Consider the following 13778-nt stretch of genomic DNA (forward strand, 5'->3'; position numbering starts at 1 on the left):
CCGGCCCGATCGGGCCGGCGCGGTTGCGTGTCAGCCGACCGGCTCCTCGGGCCGCTCGGCGACCTCGGCCGCGGCCTCGTCCGGCACGTAGCCCTCGACGTGGCGCTCATCCGGGCCGCTGTACGCCGACAGGGGGCGGATCAGCGCGTTCGAGGCCTGCTGCTCCATGATGTGCGCGGTCCACCCGGTGATGCGCGCGGCAACGAACAGCGGCGTGAACGTGACGGTGTCGAAGCCGATGAGGTTGTACGCCGGACCGGACGGGTAGTCGAGGTTCGGGTAGATGCCCTTGCGCGCGACGAACTCCCGCTCGAGCGTCTCGTACAGCTCGGCGACGTCGGGACGGTCGTAGTGCGCCACGAGAGAGTCGAGCGCGGCCTTCATCGTCGGCACGCGCGAGTCGCCGCGCTTGTAGACGCGGTGGCCGAACCCCATGATCTTGCGCTTCTCGGCGAGCGCGGCGTCCAGCCAGGCACCCACCTCGGCGGCTGAGCCGATCTCCTCGAGGATGTGCAGAACGGCCTCGTTGGCGCCGCCGTGCAGCGGGCCCTTCAGCGCGCCGATGGCGCCCACCACGGCCGAGTACAGGTCGCTCAGCGTCGATGTGATGACGCGGGCGGTGAACGTCGAGGCGTTGAAGGAGTGCTCGGCGTACAGGATCATCGACCGGTTGAACGCGTCGACAACCGCGTCGTCCGGATCCTCGCCGAACGTCATCCAGAGGAAGTTCGCGGCGTACGCGAGGTCGTCGCGCGGCTCGATCGGGTCGAGACCGCGCCGACGGCGCTGACCGTAGGCGACCAGCGCCGGCAGCGCCGCGAACAGGCGGATCGAGCGCTCGAGGTTCTGCTCGGCCGTTCCGACGGCCTCCAGCACGTTGTCGGTGCCGGCCGTGTCCATCGCGCCGAGCGCGCTCACGGCGGTGCGCAGCTCATCCATCGGGTGCGCCGAGGCCGGTTGCAGGTCGACGACGGCCTTCACCTCGGGAGCCAGGTGCCGGTGGCGGCGCTCGGTCGCGCGCAGCTCGGCGAGCTGGGACTCGTCCGGGAGCTCGCCATGCCACAGCAGGTAGGCGACGGCCTCGAACGGCTGCGTCGCGGCGAGCTCCTGCACCGGATAGCCGCGATAGAGCAGCGTGTTCGTCTCGGGGTTGACCTTGGAGATCGCGGTCTCGTCGGCGATCACACCGGCGAGACCCTTCTTGATGTCGCTCATCATGCTCCTCACGTTCACCGGCGCACGTCGAAGTTGAACACCGACGTGTCGAAGTGGTTGTAGCCCTCGTAGTCGATCAGGTCGTAAAGGTCGGCGCGGTGCTGCATGTGCCCAAGCTGCGAGGTGAGGTGGCCCTCCTCGAGCAGGGTGTCGAGCGCGCGATCGGCGGCGCCCATCGCGATCCGCAGCAGCGAGACCGGCCAGATCACGATGTTCACGCCCACGTCGCGCAGCTGGTCGACGGAGAACAGCTCCGACTTCCCGAACTCGGTCATGTTCGCAAGGATCGGCACGTCGACGGCCGCGCGGATCGCGGCGAACTCCTCCAGCGAGCGCATCGCCTCGGGGAAGATCGCGTCCGCCCCGGCGTCGACCAGCGCCTTGGCCCGGTCCGCGGCCTCTTCGAGGCCGTCGACGGCGCGGATGTCGGTGCGCGCCATGATCAGGAAGTCGGCGTCCCGGCGGGCATCGACAGCAGCCCGGATCCGCTTCGTCGCCGTGGATTCGTCGACGACCGCCTTGCCGTCGAGATGACCGCACCGCTTCGGGTTGATCTGATCCTCGATGTGCGCGCCGGCGAGGCCCGCGTCCTCGAGCGTCTGGATCGTGCGCGCGACGTTCATGGGCTCGCCGAAGCCGGTATCCGCGTCGATCAGCGCCGGCAGATCGGTCATCCGCGCGATCTGGCCCCCGCGCGCGGCGACCTCGGTCAGCGTCGTCAGCCCGATGTCCGGAAGGCCCAGGTCGGCCGACAGCACCGCACCCGAGACGTACACGCCCTCGAATCCCTTGCGCTCGATCAAGCGCGCCGAGAGCGGGTTGAACGCGCCGGGGAGCCGGAGCAGCTCGCCGGAAACCAGGCGCTCGCGGAACAGGCGGCGCTTCTCGTGCGCGGGCACCTGCGAGTACAGCATCAGAAGAGTCCCTTCGGGCCGGGCGCGATCACGCCGTGCTTCGCGACGATGGTCAGCTCCCGCACCTCGTCCGCCGTCAGCTCGGGCAGGCGCTGCGCGAGGTCCAGGAAGCGCTCGATCTCCGCGGGCTCGAGCACCGGCTCCGCCAGCAGGCGGAACTTGCGCACGTAGTCCTCGCGAGCGAACGGGCGGGCGCCGAGCGGGTGCGCGTCGGCGACGGCGATCTCGTCCTGGACCACCGTGCCGTCCGCGAGCGTGATCTCCACGCGGCCGCCGAACGCCTTCTCGTTCGGGTCCGCCGAGTGGTACCGGCGGGTCCACTCGGCGTCCTCCTGCGTGGTGACCTTGCCCCACAGCTCCACCGTGTCGGCGCGGCCGGCGCGCTCGGGGGTGTACGAGTCGACATGGTGCCAGGCGCCGTCCTGCAGCGCGACGGTGAAGATGTAGGGGATCGAGTGATCCAGCGTCTCCCGCGATGCGGTGGGGTCGTACTTCTGGGGGTCGTTCGCGCCCGAGCCGATCACGTAGTGCGTGTGATGCGACGTGTGCAGCACGATCGAGCGGACGTTCGCGGGGTCGCGCAGCTCGGGACGCTCACCGCCGAGCCGGCGGGCCAGGTCGATCCAGGCCTGCGCCTGGTACTCGGCCGAGTGCTCCTTCGTGTAGGAGTCGAGGATGCCGCGCTTGGCCTCCCCCGCCCCCGGCAGCGGCACGTCGTAAGCGGCAGCCTTGCCGTCGAGCAGCCAGGCGATCACGCCGTCCTCGCCCTCGTAGATGGGGCTCGGGGAGGTCTCGCCGCGCATCGCGCGGTCGACGGCCTCGACGGCCATCTTGCCGGCGAACGCCGGCGCGTGCGCCTTCCACGTCGAGATCTCGCCCTTGCGCGACTGGCGCGTCGCGGTTGTCGTGTGCAGCGCCTGCCCGACGGCCTGGTAGATCGTCTCGGCGTCCAGTCCGAGCAGCGTGCCGATGCCGGCGGCCGCCGACGGGCCGAGGTGCGCGACGTGATCGATCTTGTGCTTGTGCAGGCTGATCGCCCGCACGAGGTCGATCTGGATCTCGTACCCGGTCGCGAGGCCGCGCAGCAGCGCGGCGCCGTCGCGCCCGGTGTGCTGGGCGACCGCGAGGATCGGCGGGATGTTGTCGCCCGGGTGCGAGTACTCGGCGGCCAGGAACGTGTCGTGGTAGTCGAGCTCGCGCACCGCCACGCCGTTCGCCCAGGCGGCCCACTCGGGGCTCGTGCGCTTCTCGAGTGCGCAGCCGAAGACGGTGGCTCCCGCTCCCCCGACGGACACGGGGTGATCCTCCGCCTGCTGGCGCGCCGCCACGACCGGGCGCCGTGTCAGCGATGCCGCCGCGACCGCCGCGTTGTCGATCACCCGGTTGATGATCATGTCCGCGACATCCGCGTCGACGGCCACCGGATCGACCGCGACCTGCGCGATCTTCCAGGCGAGCTGTTCCTCCCGGGCCAGATTCTCGTCGCTGCGGTGCACGCGGACATGGTGGGTGACGGTCATCGGTGATCCTCCGGGCTCGGCTTGTGGCGCTGTGCGCGGTGCTCGGACGCCGTCGTACGGGCCGCCCGGCCTCCACACCCTCCCAGCCTAGGATGTCGCGCATGCCGGTCTTCGATCACCTCGGAATCACCGTCGACGACGCCCGCGCGGCGTCGCGCAGTTCGATCCGATCTTCCGCGCCCTCGGGTTCGAGCGCACCGACGCGGACGCCTCGGCGTCGTGGTGGAGAGAGGGCGAGACGGAGTTCATCCTGATGCCTCCCCGCGAGGAGGGCACGGGTCCGCACGTGCACGGAAGGGTCGGATGGCAGCACCTCGCGTTCGCCGTCGACACGCGTGAAGACGTGGATCGCTTCCATGCGATCGCGCTCGACGCCGGGTGGACCGCCGTGCGCGACCCGAAGCCGTATCCGCGGTTCAGCGCCGGACGCGCGTCGGGCGCAATCGAGGGCCGCCCGCCGGCTTCTGCATCACGACGTTCGCGCCGCCGGCCGTCGGGCGCGACACGGCCCGGCGGCGGGCCTCCGCGCCGCCGATCGTGCGGCCGATCGGCGACCCGAGGAACAGCCCGAGCGTTGCCCCCGCGGCGAGCGCGATGCCGACCATCCCGGCCGTGATGAGGGACGAGGTCGCGAACAGGACGTGCTCGGCCTCCCCACCGGCCTCGACGAGTCCGAGCAGCCCGCGGAAGACCGCGGCTCCCGGAACGAGCGGCAGGATGGCCGCCGTCGTGACGGCGACGGACGGGACGTGCAGCCGGTGCGCGATCACGGCGCCGACCACGCTCGCCACGAGCGCGCCCGCGAAGCTCGCGGAGGCCTGATCCAGGCTGGCGGCGCTCACGAGCGCGAATCCCGCCCACGCGATCATGCCGAGCAGCGCGCTGACCACCACGATCCGGATGCCCGCGCCGTTGAACACCGCGACCGCGACCGCGACGAGCACGGCGCCCGCGAACTGCGCCGGGAGGGGCCCGAGCGGCAGCGGCTCACTGGGCGGCTGCATGCCGATCGACAGCGTGCCGGCGAGCTCGAGCCCGACGAGGATGCCCAGCACCACGCCGAGCGTCTGCACGGTGAGTTCGAGGATGCGTCCGCCGGCGGTGAGCGAGAACCCGTCGATCGCATCCTGCGCGGCCCCGACGACCGCGAGACCGGCGAGCATGAGGACGATGCCGGAGGAGACGACGATCGTCGCCTTCACGTCCGAGAAGGGGTCGACGCCCATGCGCGCCAGCATCGCAACGAGCACCGTCACGGCCGTGAGCACGAACGCGCCCGCGATCTGGCTGAAGAACAGCGGCACCTGCAGCCGCGCGAGCCCCGCCTGGGTGAGCGCCACGGCGAGCGCCGCAACGAACGTGACGGCGAGGATCTGCAGGGAGGCGCCGAACATCATGCCGACACCGACCGCGAGCAGCGCCTGCGACAGGATCACGATGGGCTGGCGGTAGCGGAACGGTGTGCGCCGGATCTCGTGGAAGCGGCTGCGCGCGGCGCCGAGCTCGAGCCCGTCGTCGATGTCGCGGACGAGCGCCTGCAGGGCCTGCAGCTTCGAGTGATCGGGAACCGCCGAGCGCACCACGCGCATCAGGGTGATCGGCCAGTCCTCGCCGTGCCGGTGATCCGATACGGACACCGAGTTGAAGGTCACATCGACGTGCACGCTGCGCAGCCCGTAGGCGCGCGCGATCCCGAGCGCGGCGATCACGACCTCCTTGGCGGACGCGCCCGCGGAGAGCATCACCTCGGCCACCCGCATCGCCAGGTCCATGGCGCGCAGCGCCATCTGGTCGTCGATGACGGGCAGCGCCTCGGTCGCTGTGCGATCCGAGGGATCCGCGTGGATCGCCCGTCGCACCGTGTCGATCATCCGCCAACTGCGCTCGCGAACCATGCATCCATTTTCTCCGATGCGGCTGACGGTCCTCTCCGCGAAGCGGCGGTGCTCAGTCCCCGCTCGCGGTCTTCCTGCGCCGTCGCGGCGACGCCGACCGCGGCGGGGTCTGACGCATGTGATCGCGCGCGCGGCCCAGGATGTCGGCGAGCGCTTCGACGTCGGAGCGGGACAGCGCGGCGAACAGCAGCTCATCGAGCAGCGCGACGTGGCCGGAGAGCACGCGCCCGAGCACGGACCGCCCGTCGTCGGTGAGGGAGACCACGATGCTGCGCTCGTCCTCGGCAGACGGTGTGCGCGTGACCAGCCCGCGCTTCTCCAGTGTCTGCGCCTGGTAGGTCAGGCCGCTGCGGCTGTACACGACACCGTCGGCCAGGTCTGTCATCCGGCGACTGCCGGCGGGTGAGTCGCCGAGGGTCGCCAGGAGCTGGAACTGCACGTAGCTGAGCCCTCCGGCGTCCTGCAGCTGCTGCTCCACCGCGTGCTTCAGCAGGCTGCTGGCCTCGATCAGCGCGAAGTACGCGCCCAGCTGGACGGGGTCGAGCGACGGCGTGGACGACATGGCGACATCGTATCAATGCTTCTCATTCGAAACAGTTGCTTCCACTTCGAAGCAATGCTACGGTCATTCCAGTTGCTTCGAATCCGAAGCACCAACGGAAGGAAGACATCATGAAGGCAGTACGGTTCCACGAGACGGGCGGCCCCGAGGTCCTGCGCTATGAGGACGTCGAGCGGCCCACGCCCGGTCCTGGCGACGTCCGCATCCGTGTCGCCGGCTCGGCGTTCAGTCCGGCGGACGGCGGCATGCGCGGCGGCTTCCTGCCGATCCCGATCACGCTTCCCCACATTCCGGGCTACGACGTCTCCGGCACGATCGACGCGCTCGGCGACGGTGTCGACGGGCTGCGTGTCGGCGAGGACGTCGTCGGCTTCCTCCCGATGGCGGCGGACGGCTCCGCGGCGCAGTTTGTGATCGCTCCAGCGCAGGCGCTCGTGAAGGCACCGACGTCGATCCCGCTGGCCGATGCGGCCGGTCTGCCGTCGGTCGGGCTGACCGCCTCACAGTCCCTCTTCGAGGCCGGCCGCCTCACGGCGGGCCAGCGCGTGCTCATCAACGGCGCGGGCGGACCGGTCGGCGGGTACGCCGTGCAGCTCGCCAAGCGCGCCGGGGCGTACGTCATCGCGACCGCGAGCCCGCGTAGCCGCCGGATCGTCGAGGCCGCGGGGGCGGACGAGATCATCGACCACACCGAGACCTCACTGCGGGAGGCGGTCACCGAGCCGGTCGACGTCCTGCTCAACCTCGCGCCGATCACGCCCGACGGCTTCGCCGCCCTGGTCCCGCTCGTGCGCGACGGCGGCGCGGTCGTGTCCACCACGCCCACCGTGCCGACGCCCGGCGACGAGGCGCGAGGCGTGCGCGCCGTGACGATCTTCGTCCACCCGGACGCGGACGTCCTCTCGGACCTGGTCTCTCTCATCGACAGCGGCGAACTGCACGTCGAGATCGCCCGACGCGTGCCGCTGAGCGAGCTCCCGGCCCTGCACGCGCAGGCCGATGCCGGCCAGGTCCACGGCAAGGTCGTGATCATCCCGCCCGCGGCATGACGCCCGGGTGCCGGAGGCCCTCGAACCCGCCGGGTTCGAGGGCCTCCTCCGATCGGTCAGGAACCGCGCGGATGACGCAACGCCGATCCGAGAACTGCCCGTGTCTTCATCAGGGCCAGATCGCGGATGCGGCTGACAGCAGAAGTGCTCCGGTCAGTCCGAAGCCGACCAGCATCGCGAGGCCCTTCACGATCATCGGCAGGCGACGCCGGTCGAGCAGGCGCCACAGCACCGCCGCACCCACCACGACGATGCCGCCGAGCGAACTGAGCGCGGCAAGCACCACCAGCACCCGCGAAGGCGCGGCTCGGTCTTCCGGTGCAGCGCCTTGCATGCTCACATCCTGGGCCCCATGACCGGACAAGTCACCACCTCGTCAACAGGAGCGAACACGACTGCGCTTCTCGTGACGACGAAGGTTCGACACTATGGAGCTGGGAAGCTGTCGCTCGATCGATGAAAGGCGATGATCCGCTTGCGCACGATCGCGTACCGCCCCTTCCACGCGGGCCTTCGGGCGATCCTGTTCGTGGGGCCGGCGATCCTGCTTCTCGTCGGCCTTCTCAACACCGCCTCTCCCGCCGGTTGGATCGTCGCCGGCGTGGCCGTCGCGATGCTCGTCGTCATCACCTTCTTCTCGGGCGTGCGCATCCGCGCCGACGAGACGTCGGTGGCCGTGTCCCTCGTCCCCTTCTGGGGCAAGCGACTCCGTTGGTCCGACGTCACGTCCGTCGTGGTCGAAGACGTCCGCCCGTTCGAGGACTTCGGCGGGTGGGGCATCAAGGGGACCCAGAAGAAGCACGGGATTCTGCTGAGCGCGGGCGACACCCGTTCGATCAGGTTCACGCTCATCGACGGGCGACGGTACCTCGTCGCCGTCGGTGAGGGCGCCGAAGCAGCCGTGCGCGACCTCGCCGATCTTGCACCGCGGAAACCAGGTGACACCCGATTCGCGAAGTGAACGGAGCACGATGTCGTGCGCTGTCTCGGGATGCGCGCCATCCAGCCGGAACGGACAAGACATCCGCCTCGATACGACAAAGCCCAGGCGGGAGACCTGCTCCCGCCTGGGCGTGATGTCGGGCTGACAGGATTTGAACCTGCGACCCCTTGACCCCCAGTCAAGTGCGCTACCAAGCTGCGCCACAGCCCGATGCCCGCACTCTCGCGCGGACAACTCCCCTAGTCTACCGGGTCGCGGAACGTGCCGCGAACCGGCGCCCTCGCGCGTGTCCGGGGCCGGTCCTAGAGTGACCGCATGGTGGAGATCACGACCAGGCCCGCCACGCTCTCGGAGTGGGACGCCGTGCAGGCTGCGCTCACGGGTGGTGGTGACGGTCGCTCGTGCCAGTGCGTGTGGCCGCTCCTGGCCAACCGGGAGTGGGACGCCACGACGGTCGAGGAGCGTCAGGAAATGCTGCACGAAGAGATACAGGCCGGCCCGCCCCCGGGCCTCGTCGCGTACGCGGACGGGGAGGCGGCGGGATGGATCCGCATCGGCCCGCGACCCGGTCAGCAGCGGATCGTGCGCAGCCGTGTCGTGAAGAACGGATCATCAGAGCCCCTGGACGACGCGTCCGTGTGGGCCGTGACGTGCTTCTCGGTGCGCAAGGAGCCCCGACGCCAGGGAATCAACGTGGCACTGCTGGACGCCGCCGTCGCGTACGCGCGCGAAAGCGGCGCGCGGGTGATCGAGGGCTACCCCATCGCGACCGACACGACGACCGCGTCCGCGAACTCGCTGTTCGTCGGCGCACTGTCGACCTACCTGAACGCGGGCTTTCGCGAGATCGCGCGCCCTACCGACAAGAGAGTGGTCGTCGCCCTCGAGCTGTAGCGGGTTCGTACGATGGACGGATGAGTGAGGGATCCGTCCGCGTCGACGCGTGGCTGTGGGCCATCCGCGTGTACAAGACGCGGTCGGCTGCGACCACGGCCTGCCGCGCCGGGCACGTCCGTGTGAACGGCTCCCACGCCAAGGCGGCTCAGGCCATCCGCCCCGGTGACGAGCTGCGGGTGCGGATCAACGGATTCGACCGGATCCTCGTGGTGCGTCAGCCGATCGCCAAGCGTGTCGGCGCGACGGTCGCCGCGACCGCGTTCGAGGACCGCACGCCTCCCCCGCCGCCGCGCGAGTTCGCGGGCGTGGTCGCGGTCCGGGACCGCGGGGCGGGACGCCCGACCAAGCGCGAGCGCCGCGACCTCGACCGGCTGCGCGGCCGCGACTGAGGCGGAGGCCGCAGACGGTCTGGGCGGTTCGACCGGCTACGCCCGCTCACCCGACCGGGGGCCCCGTCATCGGGAAGTCAGGCAGACAGCAGGCCCGTCAGCCACCCGGCGCCCCGCACGGTCGCGCCGGCCTCCTCGGCGCGAGCACGCAGCTCGCGGTCGCTCGTGACGACCGTGACCGTGTGGCCGTCCTCGACCAGCGCCATGGTCTCGGACGCGATCGTGTCGTCACCCTCCCCCGCCGCGCGCACGGTGCGCACGCCGTCGACATCCATCACGTCGCGCGCCTGTCCCTCGACCACCACGACGAAGTCCGGGAACCAGTGCGTCGCTCCCAGGCCCAGCTCCAACGCCGGGACGCCGAGTGCGGCGAGGGCGGCCACGCGCGTCAGCAGGCGCTCCGCCGCGCCCGCGCGGTCCTTCCACCAGCCGTCGGGCACCGAGCCGACCACGTTCGCGGCGTCGACGACAATCACGGGGCGCACGTGCAGCAGGTCGCGCAGGTGCTCCCAGGCGACGGCGAAGCCTGGGTGCAGCGGACGCCGATCCACGTCATCGATGCGCGCCCACTCGACCGCGAAGCTCTCCGGGTCCGTCACCGCTCCGGCGAAGTGCTCGATCACATCCGCGATCACGGTCGTGTACGACCACACCTTGAGATCCAGCACGTTCGTGAAGCGCGGACGCACCGAGGCGATCGGCACGCCGGCCTCCTCCGCGGCCTCGCGCAGCGCCCCCGTGATGGGCGACTCCCCCTGATGCAATGCGCCGCCGGGCAGCGCCCACGTGCCGCCGAAATGGCTCCAGCCGACGCGATGCTGCAGCAGCACGCCACGCTCGTCGTCGAAGGCCATCAGCCCGGCCGCGCCGAAGCGCCCCCAGTACCGCTCGCCCGACTCGGTGACGACCCAGGCGTCACCCGGGTCGCGCGGGCCCGAGAACCGGGGCGGCTCTCCTGCGCGGGCTGGCTCGGTGGTCACCCGTCCAGCCTGTCACAGCACCGCGAGGCGCGCCCCGTCGGAACGTAACGGAGCTACCGCTGGCGGCGCTCGCGCACGCGCATGTTGATCACGATGGGGGTGCCCTCGAAGCCGTACAGTTCGCGCAGGCGTCGCTGCACGAAGCGGCGGTAGCCGGGGTCGAGGAAGCCGGTCGTGAACAGCACGAACGTCGGCGGACGCGTGCCCGCCTGCGTGCCGAACAGGATGCGCGGCTGCTTGCCGCCGCGCAGCGGGTGCGGGTGCTCCGCGACCAGCTCGGAGAGGAACGCGTTGAACTTGCCGGTCGGGATGCGCTGATCCCACGACTCGAGCGCCGTCTCGAGCGCCGGCACGAGCTTCTCGAGGTGGCGGCCCGTCTTCGCGGAGATGTTGATGCGCGGCGCCCACGCCACGTGCGCGAGGTCGGTCTCGATCTCGCGCTCGAGCATGCGCCGGCGGTCGCCGCCGCGGCGGTCGTCCTCGAGCAGCTCGTCCCACTTGTTGAACGCGAGCACGAGCGCGCGACCCGACTCGAGCACGAGGTCGATGATACGGACGTCCTGCTCGCTGATCGGCTGGCTCACGTCGAGCACCACGATCGCGACCTCCGCCTTCTCGAGCGCGGCGGAGGTGCGCAGCGACGCGTAGAAGTCGGCGCCCTGCTGCAGGTGCACGCGACGGCGGATGCCCGCGGTGTCCACGAGCGTCCACAGCCTGCCGCCGAGCTCGACGATCTCATCGACCGGGTCGCGAGTCGTGCCGGCGAGCTCGTTGACGACCACGCGCTCCTCGCCCGCGGCTTTGTTCAGCAGCGACGACTTGCCGACGTTCGGGCGACCCAGGATCGCCACGCGACGCGGCCCGCCGATCTCGTGCTTCGCGACGGCCGAGACCTCCGGCAGCACCTTCATGATCGCGTCCAGCAGGTCGGCGACGCCGCGGCCGTGGATCGCCGAGACGGGGTGCGGCTCACCGAGGCCGAGATTCCACAGGGCGTAGGCCTCGGGCTCGTGACGCGCGTCGTCGATCTTGTTGGCGACCAGGAACACCGGCTTGTCGGTCTTGCGCAGCAGCCTCACGACGTGCTCGTCGGTCGAGGTCGCGCCCACCATGGCGTCCACCACGAACAGGATCACGTCGGCGAGGTCGATCGCGACCTCGCTCTGGGCGGCGACAGAGCGGTCGATGCCCTTCGCGTCGGGCTCCCAGCCACCGGTGTCCACGAGCGAGAAGCGACGGTCGAGCCACTCCGCCTTGTACGTGACGCGGTCACGCGTCACGCCGGGGGTGTCCTCCACGACCGCCTCGCGGCGGCCGAGGATCCGGTTCACGAGCGCCGACTTGCCGACGTTCGGGCGGCCGACGATCGCCACCACCGGAAGCGCCGGCAGGTACTCGATGCCGTCATCGCCGCGCTCGACGCCCGCGAGCAGCTCGGCGTCCTCCGCCTCGAGGTCGTAGTCCTCGAGACCCTGGCGCAGGGTCGCGGCACGGCGCTCGACGAGCTCCTCGTCCAACTCCGCCATGCGCTCGGCGAGCCGGTCCGGCTTGCCCTCGTATTCGTCCTCAACGGCCATCTCGGCCTCCTAGCTTGCTGTCGATCACTGCGAGCACGGCGTCGATCGCCTGCTCGAAATCCAAGTTCGTCGAGTCGACGACGTCGACCCCCGGGTCCGCCACGGCGAGATCCAGCACGTGACTGTCCGACTCGTCGCGCGCGTTGATCGCGGCCGCGACGGTCGCCGTGTCGGCGCCGAGCTCGAGCCCGCGGCGCGCGGCCCGCACCTCCGGCGACGCCGTCATCAGGATGCGCACGGGAGCGTCGGGAGCGACGACGGACGTGATGTCGCGGCCCTCCATCACGACCCCGGCCAGTCCCGATGCGCCCGCGAGCCGGCGGTAGATCGCGTTGAGGTAGGCTCGCACCTCCGGAACGCGCACGAAGCCGGCGATCGCGGCGGTCACCTCGGGCGTGCGGATCACGCCGGTCACGTCGGTGTCGCCGACCGTGACCGTGCGGTCGTCGGGCTCCAGCCCGAGACGCAGCTCGAAGCCGCCGAGCGCGGCGATCACGGCGTCCGCGTCCGTGGTGTCCACGCCCGTCTCGCGCAGATGCCACGACAGCGCGCGGTAGCCCGCTCCCGTGTCGAGGTAGCCGTAGCCACGACGGCGCGCGATCTCCTTCGAGACGCTCGACTTGCCGGATCCGGCCGGCCCGTCGATCGCGATGATCGGGGTCTGATCGTCAGTCATTCGTCGTACTCGCAATCCGCCATCCGCGCGCCTCGAGGCCCTCGGCCGCCGCGCGCAGCGCACCGGGGATCACACTGAGCTCCGCGAGGCCGAACTGCGCGCTCGGCGAGTGCTCGAGGCGCACCTCCTCGATGTTGATGCCCAGCTCGCCGAGGTCCCCGAACAGGCGGCCGAGCTGTCCCGGCGTGTCGCCGACGAGCACGACGAGCGTCTCGAAGCGCCGGTTCTGGCCGTGCTTGCCCGGAAGGCGCTCGACGCCCTCGTTGCCGCGACGGATCGTGTCGGCGAGCGTCCGGCGCGCGCCCGAGGCGTCGGGGGCGCGCAGCGCGTCGGCGAACGACGTCAGGTCTGCGGCGAGCGCGTCGAGCACGTCGACGACGGCCGCGGCATTCGCGCCCAGGATCTGCACCCACAGCTCGGGTGCGGAGTGCGCGATCCGCGTGGTGTCGCGCACGCCCTGCCCCGCGAGGCGCAGCGACTCGTCGGGCGCGTCGACGAAGCGGCTCGCGAGCAGGCTCGCCACGACCTGTGGCACGTGCGACACGAGCGCCACCGAGCGGTCGTGCTCCTCCGGCGTCATCTCGATCGGCGTGGCGCCGAGATCCAGCGCGAGGTCCTCCACGAGCGCGAGGTCGGCCACGGGCGTCTCACCGTCGCGGCACACGACCCAGGGCCGCCCGATGAAGATGTCGGCACGGGCCGAGATGGCGCCGCCGCGCTCGCGGCCGGCCATGGGGTGCGAGCCGATGTAGTGCGTCAGGTCGACGCCGCGGGCGCGCAGCTCCGCGAGCGGACCGAGCTTGACCGACGCCACGTCCGTCACCACGGCGTCCGGGTACCGCTCGAGCTCGGCCTGCACGACGTCCGCCGTGACATCCGGCGGCACGGCCACCACGATCAGGCGGGGCTCGTCGCCCGGTGCCTCCGCGCGACCCGCGCCGTAGTCGATCGCGAGCCGCAGCTGCGTGGGCGAGGTGTCGGTCAGGATGACGTCGACCTCGTTCGCGCGCAGCGCGTGGCCGATCGAGGCGCCCAGCAGACCGGCGCCGACGATGCGCACGGTTCCGGACACGCGCGCCGTCCGCCCAGGGACGAGCGGGTCCCGCGCACTCACGCCGCCCGCGGGCACAGCGATGTCGCTCACGAGTCCTCCGGCTCCTG

The 13778-nt window shown here is 71.1% G+C and carries 15 protein-coding genes and 1 tRNA gene; 4 read left to right on the forward strand and 12 right to left on the reverse strand.

Features of this window, described 5'->3' with window-relative positions; all coding sequences use genetic code 11:
* Window positions 1-30 precede the first annotated feature (30 nt).
* The 6 genes from RIF89_RS01160 to RIF89_RS01185 form a co-directional block, all read right to left on the reverse strand.
* Complete coding sequence (locus tag RIF89_RS01160) at window positions 31-1218, reverse strand: bifunctional 2-methylcitrate synthase/citrate synthase (protein ID WP_375294412.1); 1188 nt, start codon at window positions 1216-1218, stop codon at window positions 31-33.
* 11 nt (window positions 1219-1229) lie between these two features.
* A complete protein-coding gene (gene prpB, locus RIF89_RS01165) occupies window positions 1230-2129 on the reverse strand; it encodes a methylisocitrate lyase (protein ID WP_309067331.1) in 900 nt (299 codons plus the stop codon).
* Window positions 2129-3649 carry an MmgE/PrpD family protein gene (locus RIF89_RS01170; RefSeq protein WP_309067332.1) on the reverse strand — a complete coding sequence of 507 codons (1521 nt, stop codon included), beginning with the start codon at window positions 3647-3649 and terminating at the stop codon, window positions 2129-2131. The genes prpB and RIF89_RS01170 overlap by 1 nt, the downstream gene beginning before the upstream one ends.
* A 115-nt stretch (window positions 3650-3764) precedes the next feature.
* Window positions 3765-4007, reverse strand: coding sequence for a hypothetical protein (locus RIF89_RS01175; RefSeq protein WP_309067333.1), 243 nt, complete (start codon window positions 4005-4007; stop codon window positions 3765-3767).
* 58 nt (window positions 4008-4065) lie between these two features.
* Complete coding sequence (locus tag RIF89_RS01180) at window positions 4066-5544, reverse strand: threonine/serine exporter family protein (protein ID WP_309067334.1); 1479 nt, start codon at window positions 5542-5544, stop codon at window positions 4066-4068.
* 52 nt (window positions 5545-5596) lie between these two features.
* Window positions 5597-6106 carry a MarR family transcriptional regulator gene (locus tag RIF89_RS01185; RefSeq protein WP_309067335.1) on the reverse strand — a complete coding sequence of 170 codons (510 nt, stop codon included), beginning with the start codon at window positions 6104-6106 and terminating at the stop codon, window positions 5597-5599.
* Window positions 6107-6216: 110 nt separating this feature from the next.
* Here RIF89_RS01185 and RIF89_RS01190 point away from each other — a divergent pair, with 110 nt between their 5' ends.
* Window positions 6217-7155, forward strand: a complete 939-nt coding sequence (locus tag RIF89_RS01190; protein WP_309067336.1) for an NADP-dependent oxidoreductase — start codon at window positions 6217-6219, stop codon at window positions 7153-7155.
* 109 nt (window positions 7156-7264) lie between these two features.
* Here RIF89_RS01190 and RIF89_RS01195 read toward each other — a convergent pair whose 3' ends face one another.
* On the reverse strand, window positions 7265-7447 hold the full coding sequence (locus tag RIF89_RS01195; protein ID WP_309067337.1) for a hypothetical protein: 183 nt from the start codon (window positions 7445-7447) through the stop codon (window positions 7265-7267).
* Between the two features lie 174 nt (window positions 7448-7621).
* On the opposite strand from RIF89_RS01195, the gene RIF89_RS01200 reads away from it, so the two are divergent.
* A complete protein-coding gene (locus tag RIF89_RS01200) occupies window positions 7622-8116 on the forward strand; it encodes a hypothetical protein (RefSeq protein WP_309067338.1) in 495 nt (164 codons plus the stop codon).
* 118 nt (window positions 8117-8234) lie between these two features.
* On the opposite strand, the gene RIF89_RS01205 is transcribed toward RIF89_RS01200, so the two are convergent.
* Window positions 8235-8308, reverse strand: a tRNA-Pro gene (locus RIF89_RS01205).
* A 105-nt stretch (window positions 8309-8413) separates the two neighbouring features.
* Here RIF89_RS01205 and RIF89_RS01210 point away from each other — a divergent pair.
* Window positions 8414-8992: a GNAT family N-acetyltransferase gene (locus RIF89_RS01210; RefSeq protein WP_309067339.1), complete on the forward strand. Its 579-nt coding sequence runs from the start codon at window positions 8414-8416 to the stop codon at window positions 8990-8992.
* 20 nt (window positions 8993-9012) lie between these two features.
* Complete coding sequence (locus RIF89_RS01215) at window positions 9013-9384, forward strand: RNA-binding S4 domain-containing protein (protein WP_309067340.1); 372 nt, start codon at window positions 9013-9015, stop codon at window positions 9382-9384.
* A 77-nt stretch (window positions 9385-9461) separates the two neighbouring features.
* Here the strand turns inward: RIF89_RS01215 and RIF89_RS01220 are convergent, their stop codons facing one another.
* The 4 genes from RIF89_RS01220 to RIF89_RS01235 are packed head-to-tail and all read right to left on the reverse strand — an operon-like array spanning window position 9462 to window position 13731.
* Window positions 9462-10364 (reverse strand): NUDIX hydrolase, encoded by a 903-nt coding sequence (locus tag RIF89_RS01220; RefSeq protein WP_309067341.1) that lies wholly within the window; start codon window positions 10362-10364, stop codon window positions 9462-9464.
* A 53-nt stretch (window positions 10365-10417) separates the two neighbouring features.
* Window positions 10418-11941 carry a ribosome biogenesis GTPase Der gene (gene der, locus RIF89_RS01225; RefSeq protein WP_309067342.1) on the reverse strand — a complete coding sequence of 508 codons (1524 nt, stop codon included), beginning with the start codon at window positions 11939-11941 and terminating at the stop codon, window positions 10418-10420.
* Window positions 11931-12617, reverse strand: coding sequence for a (d)CMP kinase (gene cmk, locus RIF89_RS01230; RefSeq protein ID WP_309067343.1), 687 nt, complete (start codon window positions 12615-12617; stop codon window positions 11931-11933). Before cmk ends, der begins: the two co-directional genes overlap by 11 nt.
* Window positions 12610-13731 (reverse strand): prephenate dehydrogenase, encoded by a 1122-nt coding sequence (locus RIF89_RS01235; protein ID WP_309067344.1) that lies wholly within the window; start codon window positions 13729-13731, stop codon window positions 12610-12612. The genes cmk and RIF89_RS01235 overlap by 8 nt, the downstream gene beginning before the upstream one ends.
* Window positions 13732-13778 lie beyond the last annotated feature (47 nt).

Source organism: Microbacterium sp. (genome assembly GCF_031178525.1).
GTDB lineage: Bacteria > Actinomycetota > Actinomycetes > Actinomycetales > Microbacteriaceae > Microbacterium.